General features: G+C 43.0%; 24 protein-coding genes. 19 read left to right on the top strand and 5 right to left on the bottom strand.

Features of this window, described 5'->3' with window-relative positions:
- Together ACH2DQ_RS00840 and ACH2DQ_RS00845 are read left to right on the top strand one after the other, a co-directional pair.
- On the top strand, positions 1-337 hold a 337-nt coding region (locus ACH2DQ_RS00840), incomplete at its 5' end, for a Gfo/Idh/MocA family oxidoreductase (protein ID WP_395025112.1).
- Entirely contained in the window at positions 338-682 is a 345-nt protein-coding gene (locus ACH2DQ_RS00845) for a helix-turn-helix domain-containing protein (RefSeq protein WP_394911630.1), read from the top strand. It abuts the gene before it with no gap.
- Positions 683-724: 42 nt separating this feature from the next.
- Here ACH2DQ_RS00845 and ACH2DQ_RS00850 read toward each other — a convergent pair whose 3' ends face one another.
- Positions 725-1,534, bottom strand: a complete 810-nt coding sequence (locus tag ACH2DQ_RS00850; RefSeq protein ID WP_394911629.1) for a glycoside hydrolase family 43 protein — start codon at positions 1,532-1,534, stop codon at positions 725-727.
- A 528-nt stretch (positions 1,535-2,062) separates the two neighbouring features.
- Here ACH2DQ_RS00850 and ACH2DQ_RS00855 point away from each other — a divergent pair.
- The 3 genes from ACH2DQ_RS00855 (at position 2,063) to ACH2DQ_RS00865 (ending at position 5,049) form a co-directional block, all read left to right on the top strand.
- On the top strand, positions 2,063-3,409 hold the full coding sequence (locus ACH2DQ_RS00855; protein ID WP_394911628.1) for a glycoside hydrolase family 140 protein: 1,347 nt from the start codon (positions 2,063-2,065) through the stop codon (positions 3,407-3,409).
- Between the two features lie 248 nt (positions 3,410-3,657).
- Complete coding sequence (locus tag ACH2DQ_RS00860; protein WP_394911627.1) at positions 3,658-4,563, top strand: YitT family protein; 906 nt, start codon at positions 3,658-3,660, stop codon at positions 4,561-4,563.
- Positions 4,564-4,668: 105 nt separating this feature from the next.
- Positions 4,669-5,049: a hypothetical protein gene (locus tag ACH2DQ_RS00865; RefSeq protein WP_394911626.1), complete on the top strand. Its 381-nt coding sequence runs from the start codon at positions 4,669-4,671 to the stop codon at positions 5,047-5,049.
- A gap of 114 nt (positions 5,050-5,163) precedes the next feature.
- Here the strand turns inward: ACH2DQ_RS00865 and ACH2DQ_RS00870 are convergent, their stop codons facing one another.
- The 3 genes from ACH2DQ_RS00870 to ACH2DQ_RS00880 all read right to left on the bottom strand — a co-directional run bounded on the left by ACH2DQ_RS00870 (position 5,164) and on the right by ACH2DQ_RS00880 (position 8,860).
- The gene (locus ACH2DQ_RS00870) at positions 5,164-6,273 is read right to left on the bottom strand and encodes a DUF362 domain-containing protein (RefSeq protein ID WP_394911625.1); all 1,110 of its coding nucleotides are present in this window, start codon (positions 6,271-6,273) and stop codon (positions 5,164-5,166) included.
- Between the two features lie 146 nt (positions 6,274-6,419).
- Positions 6,420-7,826: a glucuronate isomerase gene (gene uxaC, locus ACH2DQ_RS00875; RefSeq protein ID WP_394911624.1), complete on the bottom strand. Its 1,407-nt coding sequence runs from the start codon at positions 7,824-7,826 to the stop codon at positions 6,420-6,422.
- 26 nt (positions 7,827-7,852) lie between these two features.
- On the bottom strand, positions 7,853-8,860 hold the full coding sequence (locus ACH2DQ_RS00880) for a LacI family DNA-binding transcriptional regulator (RefSeq protein WP_394911623.1): 1,008 nt from the start codon (positions 8,858-8,860) through the stop codon (positions 7,853-7,855).
- Between the two features lie 352 nt (positions 8,861-9,212).
- Between ACH2DQ_RS00880 and ACH2DQ_RS00885 the strand changes: the two genes are divergently transcribed.
- The 11 genes from ACH2DQ_RS00885 (at position 9,213) to ACH2DQ_RS00935 (ending at position 20,541) form a co-directional block, all read left to right on the top strand.
- A complete protein-coding gene (locus tag ACH2DQ_RS00885) occupies positions 9,213-10,736 on the top strand; it encodes a UxaA family hydrolase (RefSeq protein WP_394911622.1) in 1,524 nt (507 codons plus the stop codon).
- Between the two features lie 152 nt (positions 10,737-10,888).
- Positions 10,889-12,376, top strand: a complete 1,488-nt coding sequence (locus ACH2DQ_RS00890; protein ID WP_394911621.1) for a tagaturonate reductase — start codon at positions 10,889-10,891, stop codon at positions 12,374-12,376.
- Between the two features lie 205 nt (positions 12,377-12,581).
- Positions 12,582-13,436: a MerR family transcriptional regulator gene (locus tag ACH2DQ_RS00895; protein ID WP_394911620.1), complete on the top strand. Its 855-nt coding sequence runs from the start codon at positions 12,582-12,584 to the stop codon at positions 13,434-13,436.
- Between the two features lie 103 nt (positions 13,437-13,539).
- Positions 13,540-14,037: a hypothetical protein gene (locus tag ACH2DQ_RS00900; RefSeq protein ID WP_394911619.1), complete on the top strand. Its 498-nt coding sequence runs from the start codon at positions 13,540-13,542 to the stop codon at positions 14,035-14,037.
- Position 14,038: 1 nt separating this feature from the next.
- Entirely contained in the window at positions 14,039-14,680 is a 642-nt protein-coding gene (locus ACH2DQ_RS00905; protein ID WP_394911618.1) for an NAD(P)H-dependent oxidoreductase, read from the top strand.
- 347 nt (positions 14,681-15,027) lie between these two features.
- A complete protein-coding gene (locus tag ACH2DQ_RS00910) occupies positions 15,028-16,842 on the top strand; it encodes an FUSC family protein (RefSeq protein WP_394911617.1) in 1,815 nt (604 codons plus the stop codon).
- Positions 16,826-17,374 carry a nucleoside-triphosphatase gene (locus ACH2DQ_RS00915; protein WP_394911616.1) on the top strand — a complete coding sequence of 183 codons (549 nt, stop codon included), beginning with the start codon at positions 16,826-16,828 and terminating at the stop codon, positions 17,372-17,374. Before ACH2DQ_RS00910 ends, ACH2DQ_RS00915 begins: the two co-directional genes overlap by 17 nt.
- 43 nt (positions 17,375-17,417) lie before the next feature.
- Positions 17,418-17,762, top strand: coding sequence for a phenylpyruvate tautomerase MIF-related protein (locus ACH2DQ_RS00920; protein WP_394911615.1), 345 nt, complete (start codon positions 17,418-17,420; stop codon positions 17,760-17,762).
- A gap of 66 nt (positions 17,763-17,828) precedes the next feature.
- The gene (locus tag ACH2DQ_RS00925; RefSeq protein ID WP_394911614.1) at positions 17,829-18,395 is read left to right on the top strand and encodes a Maf family protein; all 567 of its coding nucleotides are present in this window, start codon (positions 17,829-17,831) and stop codon (positions 18,393-18,395) included.
- A 142-nt stretch (positions 18,396-18,537) separates the two neighbouring features.
- Positions 18,538-19,122, top strand: a complete 585-nt coding sequence (locus ACH2DQ_RS00930; protein WP_394911613.1) for a DUF2284 domain-containing protein — start codon at positions 18,538-18,540, stop codon at positions 19,120-19,122.
- 60 nt (positions 19,123-19,182) lie between these two features.
- Positions 19,183-20,541: an MATE family efflux transporter gene (locus ACH2DQ_RS00935; RefSeq protein WP_394911612.1), complete on the top strand. Its 1,359-nt coding sequence runs from the start codon at positions 19,183-19,185 to the stop codon at positions 20,539-20,541.
- Positions 20,542-20,587: 46 nt separating this feature from the next.
- Here ACH2DQ_RS00935 and ACH2DQ_RS00940 read toward each other — a convergent pair whose 3' ends face one another.
- Positions 20,588-21,631: a sugar kinase gene (locus ACH2DQ_RS00940; RefSeq protein WP_394911611.1), complete on the bottom strand. Its 1,044-nt coding sequence runs from the start codon at positions 21,629-21,631 to the stop codon at positions 20,588-20,590.
- A 305-nt stretch (positions 21,632-21,936) separates the two neighbouring features.
- Between ACH2DQ_RS00940 and ACH2DQ_RS00945 the strand changes: the two genes are divergently transcribed.
- The 3 genes from ACH2DQ_RS00945 (at position 21,937) to ACH2DQ_RS00955 (ending at position 24,173) form a co-directional block, all read left to right on the top strand.
- Positions 21,937-22,728: an IclR family transcriptional regulator gene (locus ACH2DQ_RS00945; protein ID WP_394911610.1), complete on the top strand. Its 792-nt coding sequence runs from the start codon at positions 21,937-21,939 to the stop codon at positions 22,726-22,728.
- Between the two features lie 81 nt (positions 22,729-22,809).
- Positions 22,810-23,919 carry a helix-turn-helix domain-containing protein gene (locus ACH2DQ_RS00950; RefSeq protein WP_394911609.1) on the top strand — a complete coding sequence of 370 codons (1,110 nt, stop codon included), beginning with the start codon at positions 22,810-22,812 and terminating at the stop codon, positions 23,917-23,919.
- 53 nt (positions 23,920-23,972) lie between these two features.
- On the top strand, positions 23,973-24,173 hold the full coding sequence (locus ACH2DQ_RS00955) for a PLD nuclease N-terminal domain-containing protein (RefSeq protein WP_394911608.1): 201 nt from the start codon (positions 23,973-23,975) through the stop codon (positions 24,171-24,173).
- Positions 24,174-24,235 lie beyond the last annotated feature (62 nt).

Below are 24,235 nucleotides of genomic sequence, written 5' to 3' on the forward strand. Positions count from 1 at the left end.
TATCAGCTGCACCATCCGTGGGTCTAAGGGAATCAGCCGGGCAGGCTACCCGAAGCTTAAATATTACACGAATTTTGAGCCGGTTCAAAAAACAGCCCAATTACAGGAGTTCCCGGAAACTCATGGATATTATTTCCGGTTTGAAAATGAAAGCCATCATGCCGGAGAGTATCAGAATTATATGGAACATTTCGCTACAGACATGAACCGGGGGATTACACCGAAGCCCGATTTACAGGAGGGAATACATACTCTGGCGGTCATGGCTGCTATGGAAGAAGCTATGAAGACCGGTAACCCGGTTAAAGTTTCGGATATTATGGAGCGTATTGGATAGATGAATGCTGCAATGATAAAACAGGTAGAAGTATATGTTATGGAGCATCTTTCAGAAGATTTTAATAGAGATGACATAGCGGCAGCCCTCTATTTCAATCCTACCTATCTTTCTCATATATTTAAAAGGGAAAATGGGATATCTCTGAACCAGTTTATTAATATGCTGCGCCTGAAAGAGGCAAAGAGACTGTTTGACAGTACCAATCTTCCGGTAGGGGCAGTGGCGGCTGAAACAGGATATTTCAATTTTTCCTATTTTTCCAAGCAGTTTAAAGAGACTTACCGGGTAACGCCAAGTATGTATAAAAATAACAGACAAAAAGATTGCCTGGCAAGGGGATAGTACTCCATCCGGCGTATGATCCCCAGGGGGTCTTAAATCTGTCTACCGTATATACTCCCGGATGCACACGTGTTTGCAGTCACGGGGAAATTCCATGTGTGCAGAAATATCAGTCCAGTGTTCAAAGTCGCTGCTTTTGATACCCCGGTAGCATTGATCACCAAAAGAATCATAGAACATATAAAAATCAGATTCCTGCTGAACCAGGATGGGGCCTTCGCTGCGCCAGGGGGTCAGCAGGGCTGATATGTTGTAATAAGGACCATTGGCTTTGGTAGAGATAGCGGTACGAATGGCACAATAGGGAGAGTCGGGGCTGTTATGTCCCCGTTCGTCTTTAAATGCCATATAATAGATACCATCTTTGAAGGAAACCGTAGCGTCAATGACCTGATGACCGGGATCGAAAAATTTACGGGGCTTGCTGAAAATGTTAAAATCCACGGTCCGGCAGCTGTAAATCCGGTTAGAGATCCGTTTGTCCGTATTTCCGGAATAAAAGCTGGAAGACCAGATCAGCACGTATTCTTTGGTTTCCTGGTCTATAAATACTTCGGGAGCCCAGCAATTGGCAACATCGCTGTTATCACCCATGACAGGAATAAAGCTCTTTATTTCAAAGCGCTGGAGATCCCGGGATACGGCATGTCCAATGGTAGTGCTGTTCCAGTTGTCCGTAAACAATACATGAAACAGCCCCTGGTCATCGGTAAACCAGTAAGGGTCACGGATAATTTTGCCCTGATCTCTCAGATCCAGAAGCGGAGCCCCGTCATTCAAATCATTCCAGTGAAACATATCTTCACTGGAGGCCAGATAGAGAGCCTGTGTCTCATCCTTTGAGTAACTCATAATATACATAGCAGCCTCCTATGTCTTGTCAAAATATTGTTATAACAATGATTAACCGGAATGCCAGTGGAACAGACCGCGGCAAATCGGGTTGTGTTCTTTTATTTAAATATAATTATAACGGAAATAGTGGCGGATAACTAACAAAATTATTAGAACTTATGGAAGTTGTCTGATATAATTTTAATCAGATAAAGTAGTTAAATCAGATTGAATTAGATAAAGTAGAAAAATCAGATTAAACCAGATTGAATTAGACAAAGTAGGTAAATCAGATTAAACCAGATTGAATTAGATAAAGTAGGTAAAATCAGATTAAACCAGATTGAATTAGATTAAGTAGGTAAATCAAATAAATTCAGATGAATTAGATAAAGTAGGTAAATCAAATAAATTCAGATGAATTAGATAAAACAGATAAATCAGATTAATCATATTAATACGAAGATAAGTATAAAGATCAAAAAGAAGATAAAAGAAAATAAAAGAAAATATAAAAATCTATAATAAAAAAGCAGGAGAAAAGTGATGATTGATACGAAGAAGCCCTGGGAAAAGGGGCCCTTATGTGTAAGCAGTAATGGCAGATATCTGGTAAATGGAGAGACGCCTTTCTTTTGGCTGGGGGATACTGCATGGCTGATGTTCAGCCACTTAACGGAGAAAGAAGCATGTGAATATCTGCGAAACCGAAAGGAAAAAGGATATAATGTTATCCAGTCCACGCTGATTCATGAGTGGCCCCAGAAAAATATAGACGGCTGCAATGCGCTCGTGGATGAAGATTTTGCTGCCTGTGATCTGGTAGGAAATTACTGGACAAGAACGGAAGCAATGGTAGATATGGCGGAAAAACTGGGACTGTATATGGCACTGCTCCCGGCTTGGGGAGGAAATGTGGCACGAGGTTATCTGAACCTGGAAAATGCAGATGCCTACCTGGACTTTTTAATAGAGCGGTTTGGAAGCAGACCGAATATTATCTGGCTGGCGGGAGGCGATGTAAAAGGAGATGCAGCACCGGAGGTATTCCGGCGGATTGGCTCCAGGTTAAAAGAAGGATGTAAGGGACAGCTTGTTGGTTTTCATCCTTTCGGAAGGACTTCCTCCTCTATTTGGTTCCATAATGAAGATTGGCTGGATTTTAATATGTTCCAGTCGGGACACCGCAGATATGACCAGCTTGTTATGCAATCCTGGGATGACAATGGCAAAAATCCCGATAATTACGGAGAAGACAATTGGAAATATGTAAAGCGTGACCACGGCATGCTTCCTATGAAACCAACCGTAGATGGAGAGCCGTCTTATGAGCAGGTATTGCAGGGCTTACACGATAAGACACAGGGATACTGGCAGTCATGGGATGTCCGCCGGTATGCTTACTGGTCCGTATTAGAAGGTGCCATGGGGCACACTTACGGGGATAACAGCATCATGCAGTTTTATAACAGGCGAGATGGAGAAGGAGCATTTGGGGTAAAGCAGGAGTGGAAAGAAGCAATACACAACGCAGGCTCCTCCCAGATGATGCATTTAAAAAATCTGATGGAACGGGTAGATTATCAAAATGGCCTTCCGTCGGATCATCTGCTGGTATCCGTTCAGGGAGAAAAATACGAAAGAGTAAGCGTATTTGCCGGAAAAGATTTTATGATCTGCTATGCTTATCTGGGGCAGCCTTTTACGCTGGAGCTCTCTTCCCATCCTAAAATTTTAGATGCATACTGGATGGACCCGGAAACCGGGGTATACAGTTTTGCAGGACAATTGATCAATCAAAAGGAAATGGAATTTTATCCTCCGTTTAAAGGAGAGGGGCATGGAGATTGGGTTTTGGTGTTGACAGAAGCGAAATCCTATGATATTGTGTAAGAGACAAGAGCCATTGCGAATTATATTATTATATTTCGCAGTGGCTTTTTTTCGTTGTAAATTCATAATATTTCCAGGACTCTATCTAGTGCTCCATCCGGCCAGAAACCTATAGTTTCTGACTGAATGGAGGCACTAGCAGGAAACTACAGCATTTGCGCTGTAGATTGTGACCGGATAGGGCAATGGTTGGCTGTTACGCCAGGATTCAGGGTTCCGGGAATAGAACTTTAAGGAGGGTTTCTGAAATGAGAGAGAAAATATTTAACAAATCAACATTCAAAACGATAGGGATCGAACTTTTGGGAAGTCTTTTGATCGCCATAGGCATCTATAATTTTGCGCTGCATGCAAACTTTCCCATGACTGGTTTTTCCGGTATTTCCATAATACTGTACCGTTTGTTTGACCTGCCGGTAGGTGCGACAACCATCGTACTGAACATACCTGTTGCACTGATCTGCTACCGCTTGTTGGGGAAGGGATTTTTCTTTCGGTCTTTGCGCTGTATGGTTATTTCTTCACTGATGATTGATTTCATTGGACCACTGCTTCCGGTTTACCAGGGCAGCCGGTTATTGGCAGCAATCTGCACCGGTGTTTTCGGCGGTTTCGGTTATGCTATTATTTACATGGCGAACTCTTCTACGGGAGGGGCGGATTTTATTATTATGGCGGTGAAAGCTTTGAAGCCGTATCTCCCGCTTGGAAGAATCGCATTTTTAACAGATGTGGGAATTATTCTTGCCGGAGGCATTCTTTTCAAAGATGTAGACGGGATTATCTATGGAATGATCATTAACTTTATCTTTGCATTGGCCGTGGATAAAGTAATGTACGGCATCAACGCAGGAAAGCTGGCAATCGTTGTGACCGATCATGGAAAAGAAGTAACGGAAGTGATCGAAGAGTGCTGCGGCAGAGGTTCTACCATAATGAATGCGCTGGGAGGATACAAACAGGATGAGCGCCAGGTAGTCTTATGCGCCTGCAATAATAAAGAAATGTATTTTGTACAGAAGGCAGTAAAAGCAGCAGACCCCAAGTCATTTTTAATTGTTATGGAATCCAATGAAGTGCATGGGGAAGGATTTACCACCAGGCAGATTGGGGAGGCTATGGAACGGGTAAACAGAGAGTTGCAATCTGCGTAAAAATGAGTTAATGTAATCGTATAGCATATCCGGAAAGCAAGTTTATGAGAGAATCAGTTGGCTGGAGTGAATTACCAAACAGGTTCTGTGAAAGAGGTGTAATGCATGAGATGTATGAACTGTAACAAAAAGATTCCCGGTGGTGTGGAGAATGCTGTCATTGAGAAAATAGACGGCATGACCTGCAGCTTTTGCAGTGAAGCCTGCAAAGAGGACTGCGAACAATTTTTAGGTTTTGCAAAAAAATATGAAAAGCTATTTCTTGCCCTGGTTATAATACCCCTGATCATTTGTACTTTTGCATCGCTGATTGTGGGGGAATGGGTGGTTTGTCTGATGCTTGTAATTCTGGGAGCAACCCTTACCCTGTTTCCTTTTTGCACGCCTCAGACCATTCAGCTCATCGGGGTAAAGAAAAGCGTGTTGATCGGCAGGGTTCTTGGCATCGCTCTGATTGCATGGGGGATTTTCTGGTGGATCAAATGATGTAGGATTGAAATAGATAAAAGCGCTGTTTTCAACGAAGACAGCGCTTTAACTATATCATAGCGGCATCTGGCGGGAATAAATTCCCAAACAAGCATCAGCATGCTGCTTTCTTTATTTCAACTCAATTAATTCATAATCCTGATTGCCAAGCCCGATCTTAACGGCATGCTCAATCCCTACCTTCCAGTCCGTATCCGGGCTGACTGCGTGAAAGTGGTCGTGGGAATGGTCGGTGCTTTTTTCCAGCAGGCTTCCTGGGATCACCGGCTGTTTATTTACGGCATCTGCACAGGCAACATCCAGTGCCACGGGGTCAAAGGAAGCGAACATACCTACATCCGGAACGATTGGAATATCATTTTCGCCGTGGCAGTCGCAGTAAGGGGATACGTCCATTACAAGGCTGATGTGGAACTGCGGTCTTTTGCTTACCACTGCTTTGCTGTATTCCGCGATTTTACGGTTTAGAATATCGTTGGATTCGTCTGAGGCTGCTTTAACGGCATCCTGGGGACAGACACCGATACACCTGCCGCATCCCACGCATTTATCATGGTTGATGGAAGCCTTTTTATCCGTGACAACAGCTGCATCGTGAGCACAGATCTTGCTGCACATGCCGCAGCCGATACATTCAGATGCATTAATAAATGGTTTACCGGCACTGTGCATTTCCATTTTACCGGCTCTGGAACCGCAACCCATACCGATATTTTTTAGTGTACCGCCAAAACCGGTAGCTTCATGGCCTTTAAAATGGGTCAGTGTAATAAAGATGTCCGCATCCATAATTGCATGCCCGATTTTTGCTTCCTTTACATATTCTCCGCCTTCAACCGGAACCAGGGTTTCATCGGTTCCTTTTAATCCGTCACCGATTAAAATATGGCATCCTGTGGAAAATGGAGAAAATCCATTCTCATAAGCGCTCTGGATATGATCCAGAGCATTTTTGCGTCCGCCAACATAAAGAGTGTTGCAATCTGTGAGAAATGGTTTACCGCCCAGTTCCTTAATGACGTCCACTACGGTTTTTGCGTAATTTGGGCGCAGATATGCCAGATTACCCGGCTCTCCGAAGTGGATTTTTATAGCAGCATATTTTTTATTAAAGTCAATTTCGCCAATGCCTGCTTTTTTAATCAGCCGAGCCAGTTTCTGCTGTAGATTATCGTTGTTCCTGGTATGTAAATTTGTAAAATAAACCTTAGATGTTCCCATAAATAACCTCCTGATAACGTTTTTGCTTCCAGGTCCTGCAGCCGCAAGAACTTATGCGGCGCAGGCTGAAAAGCTGTATTGATTAAATTATAATACTTAAAGCATACTTTAAGTCAAATGATTTTGAACGTAAACTATCTAAAATGTTATAAATCAAATCCAAAATACCTCACGGCATTCTCATAGGAAATACCTTTCACGATTTCACCTAATGCCTGGTAATCTTCCGGATATTCTCCATTTTCAACCCATCCGCCAATCAGGTCGCAGAGAATGCGGCGGAAGTATTCATGGCGTGTATAGGACAGAAAACTGCGGGAATCGGTCAGCATTCCGATAAAGTTGCTTAACATGCCGAGGTTTGCCAGGGATATCATCTGGTCCGTCATTCCCTGCTTGTGGTCATTGAACCACCATGCGCTTCCGTGCTGTATTTTACCAACGGCGGTGGAGTCCTGGAAGCATCCCAGGATAGCGTCAATATAGGCGTTATCATTTGGATTCAGGGAGTAGAGTACCGTTTTTGGCAGCTGGTCAGTACAGATCAGCGAGTTCAGAAAATCCGCAGCCAAAGAGGATGGTGCATAGTTATTAATGCAGTCATATCCGGTATCTGGGCCCAGTTTCCGGTAACTTAAGGAATTGTTATCCCTTTTGCATCCAAAATGTAATTGCATAGCCCATCCAAGGCGGTGATATTCCCGTCCTGCGAACAGCATAAATGCCGTTTTAAACTTTAATTCTTCCGCTCTTGTAACAGCATTCCCGGAAAGCCTCTTTTTAAGGATGGCGTCAATCTCTGAATCGTCAGCAGGGCTGTAGTATATAAACTCCAGTGCGTGGTCCGATACCAGACAGCCATTATTATGGAAGAATTCCATTCTGTTTTTCAGTGCGTCTTTCAGGGAGGCTAAGTCATTAACCTGGATGCCGCTTGCGGCTGAGAGTTTTCCAAGGTATTCCGAAAAGTCTGCTTTTTCGATGTTCATCGCCTTATCAGGGCGCCATGCAGGAAGCACTGCCACATCGAAGCTGTCATCTTCTTTGATCATCTTATGCCATTCTAAGGTATCAATGGGATCATCGGTGGTACAGATCAGAGTTACATTAGACATCTTAATAATGCTGCGCACGGACATAGACGGATCCTGTAATTTCTCATTGCAGAGATTCCATACTTCTTCAGCCGTATTCCGGTTTAAGATTCCCATATAACCGAAATAGCGCTGCAGCTCCAGATGACTCCAGTGGTAGAGGGGATTGCCGATTGCTTTTTCCAACGTCTCCGCCCATTTCTGGAATTTCTCACGTGGTGATGCATCTCCGGTAATAAAGTGTTCATCAATCCCATTGGAACGCATCAGGCGCCATTTATAATGATCGCCTCCCAGCCATACTTCCGTAATGTTTAAAAACTGTTTGTCTTCTGCAATTTCTCTTGGGTTAATGTGGCAGTGGTAATCCAGCACCGGACAGGTATCGGCATATTCATGAAATAGCCTGCTGGCAACAGGGGTTGAAAGTAAAAATTCTTTGTCCATAAATTGTTTCATCGTAAAATCCTCCTTAATGGTATGGGTTAAAAGTGATTATCTGTAGTTTGCCGCGCAATGATTTCTGCGGTAATGACCGTTTTTGCAGGTACCTTTTTTCCGTTTAGCACACTCATTAAAACAGATACCGCATGCCTGCATGAAAACTCCAGCTTATTGTCAATGGTAGTCAGTTCGGGTTCACAGCAGATTCCAATTTTTGAATTATTATATCCGATGACAGACAGGTCGCCGGGAATGGAAAGTCCGGCAGATTTGGCAAATTTCAGCACGCCGATAGCCAGTTCATCATCAGAGGTGATAACCCCGTCAAATGGAAAAACTTCCCCATAATCTTGGAGCAGCCGCTCTTTGATATCCGTGATCGAACCGTTACAGCAGATAATTTGCTCTTTTTCCACCGAGATCTTCCGCCCGGTATGTGCTCTTAGAAATCCCTCCAGCTTTCGTCTGCCGCTGTATGACTGAGAGCGGTAGAGAAAGAGCAGCTTATTTCTTTTTCCAGCCAGCAGCCGTTCTGCGGCATCTGCAACAGCAGCGGTGTCATCACAAAGGGAACTGTAAATCCCCGGAGCATCTAAATGACCATTCAGCAGAATAAGCGGAACTTTCCCGGCAGCAAGGCAGAGATATTGATTATTCTTATTAGTCTGTTCTATAAACGTGGACCCGGCCAAAATGATGGCATCTACCCGCTTGGAAAGCAGAATTTCAAGATATTTCTGCTTCTGTTCCAGTTCATATCCGGTGCAGCACAGCAGTGCATCGTAGCCAAAGCGCCGGAGTTCCTGTTCCAGATAATAAACGGCGCTGGCAAGATAGGAATCCGAGGAATCGGCACATAGAATACCGATTGTCTTCATAGTATTGAGACCAAGTCCTCTGGCAAAGGCATTTGGGTGGTAGCTTTCTACTTCCATGACTCTTAGGACTTTCTGACGTGTCTTTTCACTGACTTTATCATTTCCGTTCAGCACACGGGATACGGTGGCAATGGATACACCGGCTTTTTTGGAAATATCATAGATATTCATAAGTGCCACCTCCATTTTTGAGATAATATGTAAATGCTTACAAATTGGAATTAAAGTTATTATAATAGCAACATATAATAAAATCAAGATAATTTTGCTTAAAATAAAAGTTAATATTGACATAACTAAATAATTGATGTAATTTAAATGTAAGTACTTACATAAAATGCAGACAGTATATACATCTTAAAAATGGTTTATCCGGATCTGGGATCATATCCGGATCCAGTACCTCACTTTGAAGCGAATGGTTCTTTCATAAGGTGTACAGATGTCAGGATTGTATATTCCAAACACTTCAGAATGAATAAGAGGTGCAACAATAAGAAACAGCAGAGGAAGGGAAGGTATCATGCAGGATTATATCAGGATTCATCAGAACGACACGGTTGCGGTTGCATTAAAGCCATTGCGAAAAGGGATGAACTGTATTCTGGAAGGGGCGGAAGTGATTCTAAATGAGGATATTATGCAGGGCCACAAATTCGCACTGAAAGATATGGGAAAAGGCGATAAGGTAATAAAGTATGGCTGTCCGATTGGATTGGCGAAGGAAGAGATAAAAAAGGGTGACTGGGTGCATACCCATAATATTCAGACAGGGCTTGGTGAACTGCTGGACTATACTTATCAGAAAGAAAAAATTCCAGTCACATCTGGCGCAGATCTATCGGGGAATTTATGTCAGGAGGCATCAGATGGGGAACCTGCGTATTTTGAAGGCTATAAACGGGAAGACGGGAAGGTTGGTATTCGAAATGAAATCTGGATTATCCCCACAGTAGGCTGCGTAAACAATGTGGCAGCTGCCATTGAACGGAAGGCACAGAAATATGTGCAGGGGAGCATTGATGCCATAGCCGCATTCCCGCACCCCTACGGCTGTTCCCAGATGGGGGAAGATCAGGAAAATACCAGGAAGATTCTGGCTGATCTGGTGAATCATCCAAATGCCGGAGGGGTACTGGTACTCGGACTTGGATGTGAAAACTCTAATATTGAGGAATTAAAGAAATATATTGGGGGTTATAACAAGGAACGGGTACGGTTCCTGACAGCGCAGGACTGTGGGGATGAAATAGAGGAGTCTCTGGCATTGATCGAAGAATTAGCGGAATATGCAGGACGTGCCAGGAGAGAAAGGACCGATGCAAGAGAACTGGTTATAGGGATGAAATGCGGAGGGTCGGACGGTCTCTCCGGAATAACCGCCAATCCGGTGGTAGGAGCTTTTTCCGATATGCTGATTGGAAAAGGAGGAACTACAATTTTAACCGAGGTGCCGGAGATGTTCGGGGCAGAGACACTTCTGATGAATCGCTGCAGGAACCGGCAGTTATTTGACCAGACCGTAGAATTGATTAATGATTTTAAAAACTATTTTACCAGCCATAATCAGACAATCTATGAAAATCCTTCCCCAGGCAATAAAAAGGGCGGGATTTCCACTTTAGAAGATAAATCCCTGGGCTGTACACAGAAAAGTGGAAAGGCGGAAGTGGCGGGAGTTTTGGCGTATGGGGAAAGGGTGGAAGAGAAAGGCCTGAACCTCCTCAGTGCCCCCGGAAATGATCTGGTAGCTTCCACTGCCCTGGCGGCAAGCGGCGCACACATCGTTTTGTTTACTACCGGAAGGGGAACGCCTTTTGCATCCCCGGTACCAACGGTTAAAATTTCTAGCAACACGGACTTGAGCATCAGAAAGGATAACTGGATAGACTTTAACTGCGGAAAGCTGGTGGAAGGAAAGACACTGGATGAAATGGCGGAAGCACTATTTGGTTATGTCCTGGATGTGGCTTCCGGAAAACAGGTAAAGGCAGAAAAAGCAGGATTTCATGATATGGCGATCTTTAAACAGGGAGTTACCCTGTAAGGAGAAAAGAAATCTAAGTTGTAACAGGAAATAAGTGAGAGATGAAAGCAGGATATAAATTGAGAAATAAAAAATGAAGAATGAAAAAAAATTAAGAATGAAAAATTAAGAATGAAGAATAAAGAATAAAAAATGAAAGGAATGGTTATAAGGTGAAAAAATTAAGTTATGAGGTACTAAAAGAGCAAGGTTATGAGGGGTATCTGCTGGAGCAGGCACCGGAAAGAGTGCTGCAATTTGGCGAAGGGAATTTTATGCGTGCCTTTGTGGACTACTGGATTGATATGATGAATGAAAAAGCCGGGTTTCATTCAAAAGTTGTGCTGTGCCAGCCCATATCATCCCCATGGCTTTCGGAGAGAATTAATGAACAGGAAGGACTTTACACACTGTTTTTAAGGGGATTTGAAAATGGACAGAAAGTAAATGATAAAAGAGTAATCTCCTGCGTCAGCAGATGTCTGAATTCCTATGAAGAATTTGATGGGGTTTTGGAATGTGCTAAAAATCCCGACCTGCGCTTTATTGCATGCAACACCACAGAAGCAGGGATTGTCTATGATCCGGCGTGTCAGTTCACTGACTGTCCGGCTTCCAGCTATCCTGGAAAACTGACACAGTTTCTGCATGCGCGTTTTCTTAATTTTGGATCGGAGAAAGGAAAGGGCTTTATCATCCTATCCTGTGAATTGATTGATAATAACGGGAAAGAATTGGAGAAGTGTGTACTTCAGTATGCAGATCAGTGGAATCTTGGAGATACCTTTATTCAGTGGATCAAGTCTGAAAATATCTTCTGTTCCACATTGGTTGACCGTATTGTGACCGGTTATCCCAGAAATGAAGCACAGGCACTGTGTGAGGAATTGGGCTACGAAGATAATTTAATCGACACGGGAGAAGTATTTGGTTTCTGGGTAATCGAAGGACCCCAGAGTTTGAAAGAAGAACTGCCTTTTGAAAAAGCAGGGCTTCCCGTGATCATCTGCGATGACCATAAGCCATACAAACAGCGTAAAGTGCGTATCTTAAATGGTGCTCATACTTCAATGGTTCTGGGGGCATATCTTGCGGGTCAGAACATCGTGAGGGATTGCATGAATGACCAGACCATTTGTAAATTTATGAATCAGACCATATACGAAGAAATTATCCCAACCTTATCACTTCCTCAGAAAGAACTGGAAGAATTTGCGGCAGCCGTAACAGAGAGATTTAACAATCCATTTGTGGATCACGCACTTCTTGATATTTCCCTGAATTCTACCTCCAAGTGGAAAGCAAGAGTTATGCCGTCCCTGAAAGGCTATGTGAAAAAATTTGGAAAACTGCCTGCTTGTATTACAGCATCTTTTGCATTTTATATCGCTTTCTACCGCGGGATAAATCTGACCGAAAATGGATTGGAAGCAGTCAGAGGAGACGAGAAATATCTGGTGCGGGATGGCAGGGAAGTACTGGAATTCTTCTACGAACACCGTAACGATGATGCCAAAACGCTGGCAAATGCCGTTTGTAAAAATACAAAATTCTGGGGAGAAGATCTGACAGATATCAAAGGATTTGAAGATGCTGTGGCAGGATATCTGGATCAAATTCTGAGTGATGGAAGCTACAAAGTGATGAAGGCTATGAAGTAATGGAAGCTACAAAGTGATGGAAGCTACAAAGTGATGAAAGCTATGAAGTAATGGAAGCTATGAAGTAATAGAAGCTATGAAGTAATGAAAGCTATGAAGTAATGAAAGCGTGTATATAGGAAAATGACACCATGTCTTGGAATTACTGTTTACCTGTGATACAGTAGTAATATCATTAATATATTAACCATCACAGGAGGGATTCATGGACAGGAAAAAATTGATCGAGAAAAGCTTTACCGCAATTGACCAGCCCGAAATGGAGCGGATCAGCCATGTTTATAACCCCGGAGTACTCTATAACAGCCTGGGAATCACGAGAGAGACACTTCGCTATTATGAAAAACAGGGGCTGATCTGTCCGAATAAAGACAAGAAAAGCAGTTATCGGGAATTTACGATCCAAGATATTTTCCGCCTGATGGCTATAGATAATTATAAAAAACACGGATTTGCAATCGGAGAGATTAAGGAACTGATTAACCAGGATGATATTTCACAGTTTGATGAGATTTTTTCCAGGAAGCAATGTCAGTTAAAAGAAGAGATTGAGCGCTTAAAGTTAATGGAAGAACGGCTGGCACAGGATCAATTGTTTATAAAGAATTTACCCATGCATCTTCATCAATACAGCATTTGTGAACTGCCGCTCTACGAAATTGCGGATTCTATTGACTATGTGTCAGCATTTTCCGATTATACAGAACATGTAGTTCCCAACATTGATTTAGAACGAGAAGATATTATCAGCAATATGATCCGGGAAGTAACCTTTGATGAAAATGGATATAAAGAATCCAAAATGAGAATTGTTAAGCCCGCAGAGGGGGAAAGAAACCCCGGTAAACAATACCTGATATCCGGAAAGAGTATCTATACCGTGGTAGAATCAAATGTGGATGATTATGATACCATGGGAAGAATGTATCATTTGGTTAATAGATGGGCTTGTGAGAATCAACTGAAGATGAAAGGGATTGTATATATCAGGACGAGAATCTGTGTTGTGGGAAGCTTGAATCCCAGAAATTATTATGAGAGCTGGATTCCGATAAATTAATAGAACGATTTATTTAAAAAGTATTGACCTGGGGGTAACCACCAGCATTATAGTGAAAGCATCATTATGAATGGAAAGCTCAGATGAGCTCAGGTGAAATACATTGAAAACAGTTATGATTAAAGATTGCCGGGAGTGGGATGTTTTACCCACAACGGCTCAGGAAAAGGAATCAGACACATATATACTGGATCTTGGCAGGGTTTCGGTCAGGGATTGCATTGGCTGCTGGTCCTGTTGGCTGAAAACTCCGGGAAGGTGTGTACAAAAGGATCTGGATGATTTTTATCATGCTTTTTTTAGCGCGGACAGGGCAGTATTTCTGGTACAAGAATCCTGCGGTTTTGTCAGCGGTAATTTGAAAACGCTGCTGGACCGAATGATAGTATCTGTTCTTCCTTATATTCAATATACTTCCGGCGAAGCAATGCATGTTGCCAGATACGATAAAACCCCTGTAATAGAAATCTATTATCAGGATACGTTCTCATCGAAAGAGGATCGGGAGCTCTTTATAGATTATTTCAGAAGAGTCTGCGACCAATTTCAGTGGAAAATTAAATGCATTGGCACGATTGCGGAATATAAGGAGGGCAGATAAGGTGAAACTTCTCATTATAAATGGTTCTCCTCATGGAGAAAAAGGGAATACAGGAATATTTATAACGCAGTTTGTAAAGGGAATGAAAGAAATCCCCATGGTGTGCTGCATAAAAAAAGAAAAGCCGGAAGTCATTGCAGAGAAAATAAAAAGTTTTGACACGATCTTAATCGTAATGCCTCTTTATGTACATGCAATGCCAGGACCGGTAATGAAACTCTTTGAGAATCTCCAGGTACAGGATACCGGGAATAAGTCGCTTGGATGTATTGTTCAAATGGGATTTGCAGGTTCCGCACATGCTGATTATGCCAGACGATGCATGAAACAACAGGCGAAAAGGCTGCATATGAAATATCTCGGAACTGCAGCCAGAAGTGGGGCGGCAGGTACTTCCATGGTGCCGGAATTCATGAATCGAAAATTATTTAAGGATTTGGAAAAGCTGGGAAGTTATTTCCAGGAGACAGGAACATTACACAAAGAAACCGTACAAAAATTGGCAAAACCCTATAAGCTTACGAAATCTCAATGCAGATTTAATCAGTTTCTATGTAATACCGGAGTAGATCATATTATGTGGAATAAAATGCTTCGGGAAAATAATGCATATGAAAATAGGTTAGACAGACCCTTTGTATAAGTAAAATTCTACTACAATGCGCAAGCTTCATAGACCGCTATGCGCCCTTCATAAACGAATCTCCCACAAACAGTGACGCACAGTGTAGGAAAGTAATTTCAAACACGTTCTGGCACTTTTTCAAATATAGGAGTATAATAAGTATTTGAAGTGGAGTGATTATAATGTTTTCAGCAATGAAAAATAAAATTTTATTGTTTAAGAAAAAATGGGATGCTGCTCTGCCGGTTATCTTATTTTTTTTGTTTCTTTTTTATTCCGTCATCTTTTTATTTGGAACTCGTTATTCCATTATGGTGTCTTTCCTTACTACCGCGTTTCAGATACGCCGACAAAAGAAGTTTACAATGAAGGGCATATGCGGACTTGTTTTGGAAATGTTTCTTTTATGTATTCTGGCTTTTTTTGCCACCTTAAATATTCCCCTGTGTGTTCTGTTAAACTTTGTAGTGCCGTTTCTTCTCGTGTATCTGCAGACAACACAGTTTAACCAGAAAGGATATTTTACATATGCCATGGCATTTGTATTTTTACAGCTGGTGCCCATAGGGTGGTCGGGGATATTGCCACTGCTGGGAGTGATGCTTTACTCTCTGACCGTATTGTCTGTGGCTTTGGCTCTCTATTCATTTATTTACCGCAGACCCCAGGATTACCGGGCAGCGAGAAAGGGAATGGATCTGCTTGCCAGACAGTTTCGGTTAATAGCCAAAGGAGGGCAGGATATGCGGATGCAGAAGGAAATCATAGAGATACAGAGCTCTCTGCATAAGCTTGCCTATGATGGGCGTCAGGTGGCATTCGAGATGCAGGGAGAAAGTAAACTGCATTATATGTTTGCCCTTTTATTTCAGCGCTCGGCATATTTTATCTCAAATTTTGATGAGGAATGCGGGCAATACCGGGAAGAATATGAAGGGATTCTCTACCGTCTGGCTGATTATATGGACCGGGTACACAGTTCTTTTAACAAAGTGGATAATGAAGAGTTAATACAGGAAGCAACCAACCTCTTAAATGAGGGCGGCAAAGACCAGGCAGATGCTTTTTTCTATATTTTCTTTCGGAATTTTTTACATTTGCTGGTGCTTATCCTGGATGGGGCAGCCCGAAATGAAAAACCAGCTTTTTCAACATCCTGGAGACATCCAAAAGGGTTTTCTATCTTTCAGAAGTACAGGCAGAAATTACATCTGGATGCATTTGAAGTTAGATTTGCACTGCGCTTATCCATTGTTATTATGGTGAGTTTCTTAATCAGCCAGCTGACTAATATCAATCATTCCTACTGGATTCCCCTGAATGCATTCTTAATGATACAGCCAATGTATGAGGACAGTGCTTACCGTGTTAAGAACAGGCTGGTCGGTACCTTTCTGGGATGTATGCTGGTATTTTTTACCGTTTCGTATCTTCCTGGAATTGTGTGGCATTTTCTATTTGCAACGGTTATGGTTACGCTGATGTACTGCACCACACCCGGAACCCGTATACAGGCCGTATTCTCTACCAGCTTTGCCCTCTTTATGGCATCGATTACCATGAACAGGGCGGCGGCTGTGGAACTGCGTATCGGCTATCTGGTATTAGCGGTACTCCTTGTACTCCTGGTAAACCGTTTCTTTTTTCCTACCAGTTTAAAAGGACAATTCCGGGGGAATGTCCGGGAACTGTTCCGAATCCAGAATTCCTATCTGTCGATTCTGGATATCAGTACGCAGCGTGTGATAGACTATGGGGTTACCAGCGAAGCGCTGACCCACTTTTATCTGGTGGCGGATCAGGTGAAACAGTACCTGTCACAGCCGGTGGAAGCTATAAATGTGGACTTCTACCGTAAAATGCTGGATATTATGTGGAAAATGTCTGCGGAAGCGGAACAGATGATCTTTATCGTACAGTCAGGTGAAATTGATGAATCAAAGAGAATGGTACTGCATGAATATATAAAACAGCTTCAGATATCTTTTCAGAATATACAGCATATTAATTGGCATGACCAGGAAAAAAGTAATTCTTCTATAGAAGAGATACCCGAATTTCCACTGGAAGAGGCATATCTGACACATTTAATGATGAAATATGTAGAAAATGCAAAGGGACTGTTTCTACTGGAAGAAGCGCATCCCGATGCTGTGAGGTATTATGTACATGGTAAATAGGCGTCATTTATTTTTAACCGGGGAGATACAGGTAGGCAAATCCACGATCATACAGCGTGCATTGGAAGAAACGGGTGTGATATATGATGGGTTTTCCACGGGCTTTGGGGAGACGCGGAATATGAAAAACAAATCCCTGTTTATGAAGCGGGCATCGCTGCCGGATTCCGGGAAAGAAGAAAATGTAATTGTACAATTTGAAGACGGAAATCCTCAGGTAAGAACCCAGGTGATTGAACGGCTGGGGACTGAAATTCTGGACCGCATCAGGGTGGACGCAGAATGTATTGTAATGGATGAGTGCGGGCGCTTTGAAGGTATGGCAGAGAAGTTTAAACGCAGAATAATGGAAGTACTGGATATGGAGACACCGGTGGTGGGAGTAGTGCGCAAAGGGTTTGAAGGAACCTGGCTGGATCAGGTGAGACAACATAAAGACGTGGAACTTTTAGAAGTGACCAGGGAAAACCGGGAGGAAATTTTCCGTGAAGTGAAAGAATTTTTGTTGCAGAGCAGGAATAATCGTTTATAATGAGTTTATGGAATGTTTGATTGTATAAAAAGGAGGGCTAATAATGCCATATATTAAAACAAGAGTATCCGTTTCTTTGACAGAGAATCAGTCAGAGACATTAAAAAGAGAATTAGGTAAAATTATTGAAATAATTCCAGGAAAGACCGAAAGCTGGCTGATGGTGGATCTGGAGGATAATTGCCGCTTATATTTTAAAGGAAACCAGGAAGCGGCAACGGCTTATGTAAAAGTGGAGGTCTTTGGACAGGTAGAGAGAGAATACTGTGAGAATATGACAGAGGCCATTTGTAATTTGTTATCCCGGGAATTGCAGATTTCTCCAGACAGAACATATATCACTTACGAAGGAATCAAGGACTGGGGCTGGAACGGCATTAATTTTTAGAGCATTTATCAAACAGGCTCTAGTGCCGCCCGGCACTAGGCTGCATGGCAGCAGACAGGAGATCACATGAAGAATATAATTTTGGCATCTGCGTCCCCGAGACGGAAGGAACTGCTGGCTCAGGCAGGATATCAGTTTGCGGTGGTTACCAGTGATGCACCGGAGATTACGGATAAAGTCATGCCGGATGAGATAGTTGAAGAACTGTCCGCAATGAAGGCAGAGGCAGTGGCGGCAGGGATTCAGGAAGATGCATGCATTATTGGTGCGGATACCATCGTGGCAATAGCAGACAGAATTTTGGGAAAACCGGGGAATGAAAAAGCAGCAGAGGAAATGCTTCAGCTACTCCAGGGGAAAACCCATCAGGTGTATACCGGTGTAACTTTGATTAAGCTGGAATCCGGCAGAAAAAAGGTAACAACCTTTTCCGAGAGAACGGATGTAACCATGTATCCTATGACAGATGAGGAAATCAGGGACTATATTGCAACCGGAGAACCTATGGACAAAGCAGGATCGTATGGCATTCAGGGACGGGCTGCAGTTTATATTAAGAAGATTGATGGAGATTATAACAATGTAGTGGGTCTACCCATTGGGAGACTGTATCAGGAAATGAAAAGTATATAGTGAAATTCATATAACAGGCATAAATATAGAAGTTATGAGATGTCCGGGAATGAAACGGCAGATCCCAACGCCCCGATTATGAAATGGCTGCAAAAAGAATAGAACCAACAGGAACAGATCCAGCAGGAAAGGGAGGATTGAAATGAATTATACGACGGAGCAGTTGTCTAACAAAATAACCGTACAGGAATACCTGAAAGATTATGTGGATGTACCAAAGTTTTTAGCGTGCTGTCAGGCTTGTCCTGACTTCGGGAAAAAGTGGTCATGTCCGCCATATGATTTCAATGTAATGGATTACTGGAATAAATTTAAGTATCTATATGTGATTGGCACAAGAATCATCATCCCCAAAGAGGAAACTGTGCGTAGCCATTCCAAAGAGACCATATCGGCTTTTCTGAAGCATGATCTGGGAAGTGAAAAGAAGAAATTGTCTGATGTGATGCACCGTTTAGAAGATCAATATCCCGGAAGCAAGAGCCTTGCAGCAGGTAACTGTGATTACTGCCAAGAATGCCTGCGGCTAAAAGGGAAGCCCTGCTGTAAACCAGATCAAATGCGCTATTCTATAGAGTCTCTGGGAGGGGATGTGGGAAGGACGACCAAAGACCTGCTGGGCTGGGAATTGAAATGGATGACCGAGGGAAAGCTGCCGGAGCATTTTATTTTGGTAAATGGACTGCTCACAACGGAAGATCTTGGCGGGAAGTTAAGTATTACTTAGATAATTTTATGAAAAACTGCTGCTTAGGCGGTAGTTTTTTTATGGGAAGGGAGTTTGAAAATGAAAAGTAGAGCAACAGCCAGTAAACAAGTCATGACCGAGGGAAGTATCATAAAGGGAATTCTTTTGTTTTCCATTCCGCTTCTGATCGGCAATCTGTTTCAGCAGTTATATAATACGGTGGATTCCATCATAGCCGGGAATTTCATTGGAAAGGAAGCACTTGCAGCCGTTGGTTCCAGCAATTCCCTTATTAATTTAATTGTGGGATTGTTTATGGGGATTGCAACAGGTGCCGGAGTTGTAATCTCCCAGTATTATGGGGGAAAGGCAGAAAAGGGAATCCAGGATGCCGTACATACTTCCATTACAATCAGCATCATCGGAGGAATTGTCCTGACCGGGGTTGGGGTGGTATTATCACCGCAGATATTGGTTGTCATGGGAACTCCCCAGGAAGTTATGGATAAATCAATCACATATCTGCGCATCTTCTTCTGCGGTTCCGTATTTAACATTCTCTATAATATGGGTGCGGGAATTCTAAGAGGTGTTGGGGATTCAAAGCGTCCATTATATTATCTGTGCATTTCATCCGTGGTCAATATTATCCTGGATATTGTATTTGTGGTAGTATTTCATATGGGTGTTGCTGGAACGGCATGGGCAACTGTTATATCACAGGTTGTATCTGCGTATATGGTTGTCCGGGCACTAATGCGGGATGACGATATCTACCGTCTGCACCTGAAAAAACTGTGTATCAACAGAATCATGCTGAAGCGTGTGTTAATGATGGGAATCCCAAGCGGCATACAAAATGCCATCATATCCTTCTCGAATGTGGTTGTTCAGGCAAATATAAACAGCTTTGGAGCAGATGCCATGGCTGGATGCAGTTCCTATATGAAAATAGACGGCTTTGTCATACTTCCCATCATGAGCTTTGGCATGGCCGCAATGACCTTTACCGGGCAGAATGTAGGCGCAGGAAAGCGGGACCGGGTGAAAAAGGGAGCAGCAAATACCCTGGTGATTGGTCTGACCTACACCGTGGCTGTCACCATACTGCTGCTCTTATTCGGGCAATATCCGCTGCGGGTATTTTCATCAGATACGGCGGTAAACCAGAATGGGTACCTGATGCTTCGGACAGTGGCACCTTTTTATGTGACACTGACCGTAGCCCAGGTTATGACAGGGGTGTTCCGGGGAGCCGGAAAAGCCATTACTTCCATGCTTTTGATGGTAGGAAGTATGGTGGGAATCAGAATGCTGTGGGTAAATATCATGGTTCTGTTTTATCCGGAACTGGAAACGGTACTCTGGGGATATCCGGTTTCCTGGGTCTGTGCCATGCTGGGGGTAATCCTGTATGCATGGAGGGGAAAATGGCTGCCGAAGCAGAAACAATTCTGATGGGGATAGCAGGCACTCTATTCACCATTATTTATGCAATGCAGCTCTAGCGATCCATTTCCGTTTGGATATCTGAATGATGCCCCTGTATAATCCTTTCTATTTCAGCCAGGTCGGAAGAGGGGAGATCTCCCGGTATGGTATTTTTCGTGGAACTTGTGGCATTGCCGTATGCAAGGGCTGCCCTGCAGTCAAAGCTGTGTGCCAGCAGACCGTAGAGTACGCCGGAGATATAGGCATCCCCACTGCCGATTCTGTCCACAACCTCAATATTTTCATATGGCTTTTCTTCGTAATAGGCATCCTCTTCTGCATTATAGATCACCGAGCCAAAGGTGTGAATCTTGGGACTGTGTACGATTCGCTGGGTGGATGCCACGATGGAGATGGGATAGTCTCTGGTAAAGGATTTCATAATGTCCCGGATGGATCCTTCCTTTAAAAAGGTAAGCTTTGCGGTATCCTCCGAGCAGAAGAAAATATCAACGTAGGGCAGAATCTGCTCGATACAGGCTTTTGCCTGGGGGCCATTCCACAGGTTGGCGCGGAAATTTACGTCAAAGGAGATCAGGGAGCCTGCTGCTTTAAAACGCTTCATCATTTCAATGGCGGTACGGCAGGTACTTTCGCTAAGTGCCAGGGTGATACCGCTGGTATGGAAGCAGCGCGTGGATTGGTATAAAGAATCCGGATAATCCCCGGTGGAGATTTTATTGATGGAGGTATTCATTCGGTCATAGACAATTCCCGGCTTGCGTGGGTACGCACCATATTCGTAATAGTAGATTCCAAGCCTGGCATCTCTGCTTTCGTCATACGTCAGATAATCATCACTGACTCCGCAGAAACGGACGTGGTTTTTGGCAAAAGCCCCAATGGTATTGGCTGGAAGCTTTGAGATGATGCCGGTTCGAAGTCCCAGTAGGGAGGCGCCGGAAACCACGTTTAATTCAGCACCGCCCATTTGTTTTAAAAACGTATCGCCTCTGGAAAGCCGTTCATTTCCAAGCGGAGACAGCCTCAGCAGCAGTTCACCCAGTGCAAGTAAATCAAAATCTTTTTTCACTTCTTTCGCTTTCTCGTTTAACATTTTGTAATCCCCCTTGTTATATTTGATTTCTGAAATGATTTCGTTATATCATAATCACAGGTGTTTGATGAGTGGCGGAAAACATGTGATGATGTGATTCCGCCATGAGGAATTTGTCATACTGGCAAATATATTTAGTTTCATAATATAAAACTTAGTTTTATAAAATAAAACTACTAATTTGATTTTATCCAGAATAGTAGGAAATGTCAATAGGGAAAATAATAAACTTTTATATTGCGATCCCAAATTTTTAATGATAAAATGAATGTTCAAAGGCGTTAGTACAGCGGATGGAGGATATTATGAGTGAAGAACTGAAAAACCCGATACAGTCAGCAGACCGTATATTTATGGTGATGGAAACATTAGCCGGTACCGGACCTATTGGACTGGTAGATTTGAGCACCCGTATCGGGCTTCATAAGAGTACGGTACACAGGCTTTTGTTATCTCTGATTTGCATGGGATATGTAACCCAGGATGAAAATAATAAATATCGTCTTACTTATAAATTAATGGAAATATCCAGCAGGGCGCTGGCGGGGATGGATGAGGTGACTATTGCCCATCCTTATCTGGAGAAGCTGGCAAATGAGTGCAGGGAAACGGTACATCTGGTGGAATGCAGAGGATGTGAGGTGGTCTATATTGATAAGGTGACGCCGATCATTAGAAATGACAGTGCCATTCGGATGGCATCCCAGATTGGGTTATCCAGGCCGATGTATTCCTCCGGAGTGGGGAAGGCCATTTTAGCGCAGCTGCCCGAAGAAGAAGTGAAGTTTATATGGGAAAACAGCGTGATCGAAAAGAAGACAGAGTATACCATTACTTCATTGGAAAATCTGATGCATGAACTAAAGAAAATCCGTGAACGGGGATATGCCCTTGACAATGAGGAAAATGAAATTGGTGTGCGCTGTATCGCAGCCTGCATTTTCGATTACCGTGGTAAAGTTAAGAACGCATTTAGTATATCTGCGCCAGCTATGAAAATGACGGATGCCAGAATTGAAGAACTGGCGGAAAAGGTTTTGGGAGTAAGAGAACAGCTATCCCGGGAGTTCGGCTACCGGGAGTCAACTAATGGTTGACTTATGTAAAATTTAACAACTTCATTTCCATTGTATTTTAGAATCACCTCCATTATACTACGTGTATGGAGGTGATTTTTAATGAGAGAAATAAATATTGCATCGATCCTGGTGGGGAAAAGAAAAGAAAAAGGCATTACCCAGGATGAACTTGCAGGATATTTGGGCGTGTCGAAAGCAGCCATATCAAAATGGGAAACCGGACAGAGTTATCCCGATATTACATTGCTTCCGTTATTAGCGGCTTATTTTAACATCAGTATCGATGATTTGATTGATTATAAACCACAGATGGTGAAGGAGGATATCCGCAGATTGTATTTAAAATTTTGCCGGGATTTTGCAGAGCAGCCGTTTGATCAAGTATTCGCGGAATGTGAAAAAGTGATTAAAAAATACTATGCCTGCCCGGCGCTTCTGGTGGAGATGGGAGCATTGCTGGTAAATCATTGTATGCTGGCTGATTCACCGGAAAAAAGCCAGGAGGTACTGGAAAAGACAAGGGATCTTATGATTCATATAAGAGAAGAAACCAATGACGAATATATCCTTGGAGTATCGGTTTATCTGGAGGCGGGCTGTGAAATGTGCATGGATAACCCCAGTGCCGCCATGATTTTATTAGAAGACTGTAACCGCCCCAAAACTTCGCCGGAAGTAATCCTGGCATCGGCATTTGACCGGCTGGGAAAAAAGGACAAGGCAATTGAAGTACTCCAGACGATGATCTATCAGAATATTCTGCTGGCGCTTGGAGGATTTGGAAATCTGATTTATGAGTATTCCGATTCGGAAGAAAAAGTGGATATGTGGATGCATAGTTTTATTCAGATTTCAGAAGCAATGGGGCTGATCGAGATGCACCCCGGGGGTCTGGCACCGATGTACCTCCTGGCTGCGGAGGCATATATTTCCCAGGGAAGGGTACCCAAAGCACTGGATATGCTTCAGAAATACGCCGATATTTTTACCGGAGATATATTCCCGCTGAAGCTCCAGGGGAACCGGTATTTTGATCAGATGGATAATTGGTTTGATATGCTGGGACTCGGTACCAATATGCCAAGGAGTGAATCTGTAGTGAAGGGAAGTCTGTTGGAATCCTTAGAGAAGAATCCAAAGTTTGAGCCTCTTTTTGAAACAGATGAATTTAAACGTCTTGTTCATCAGATGAAATTAAAGTTACAGTAACAATTAATTAATACCCGGAGCGTTTAGCAGGCCCCGGCCAGGAGGAGATTAAAATGAAAGATTTAGTGGAATTTCTGCCGTTTTTGATTCCGGCAATTGCAGCGGAGCTGGCATTGGCGATCACGGCTTTGATCCATGTTTTGCGCCATCCTCATTACCGTTTTGGAAATAAAGCGATATGGGTAGTTATTGTACTGATTGTTCAGTTTATCGGACCGATATTGTATTTTACCGTAGGCAGGAGTGAAGAATAATGGACATTTTAGAGGTAAAAAATTTAAAGAAAAGCTTTAACGGACGTGCAGTCATAAAGGAT

The sequence above is a fragment of the Robinsoniella sp. genome, from assembly GCF_034124845.1.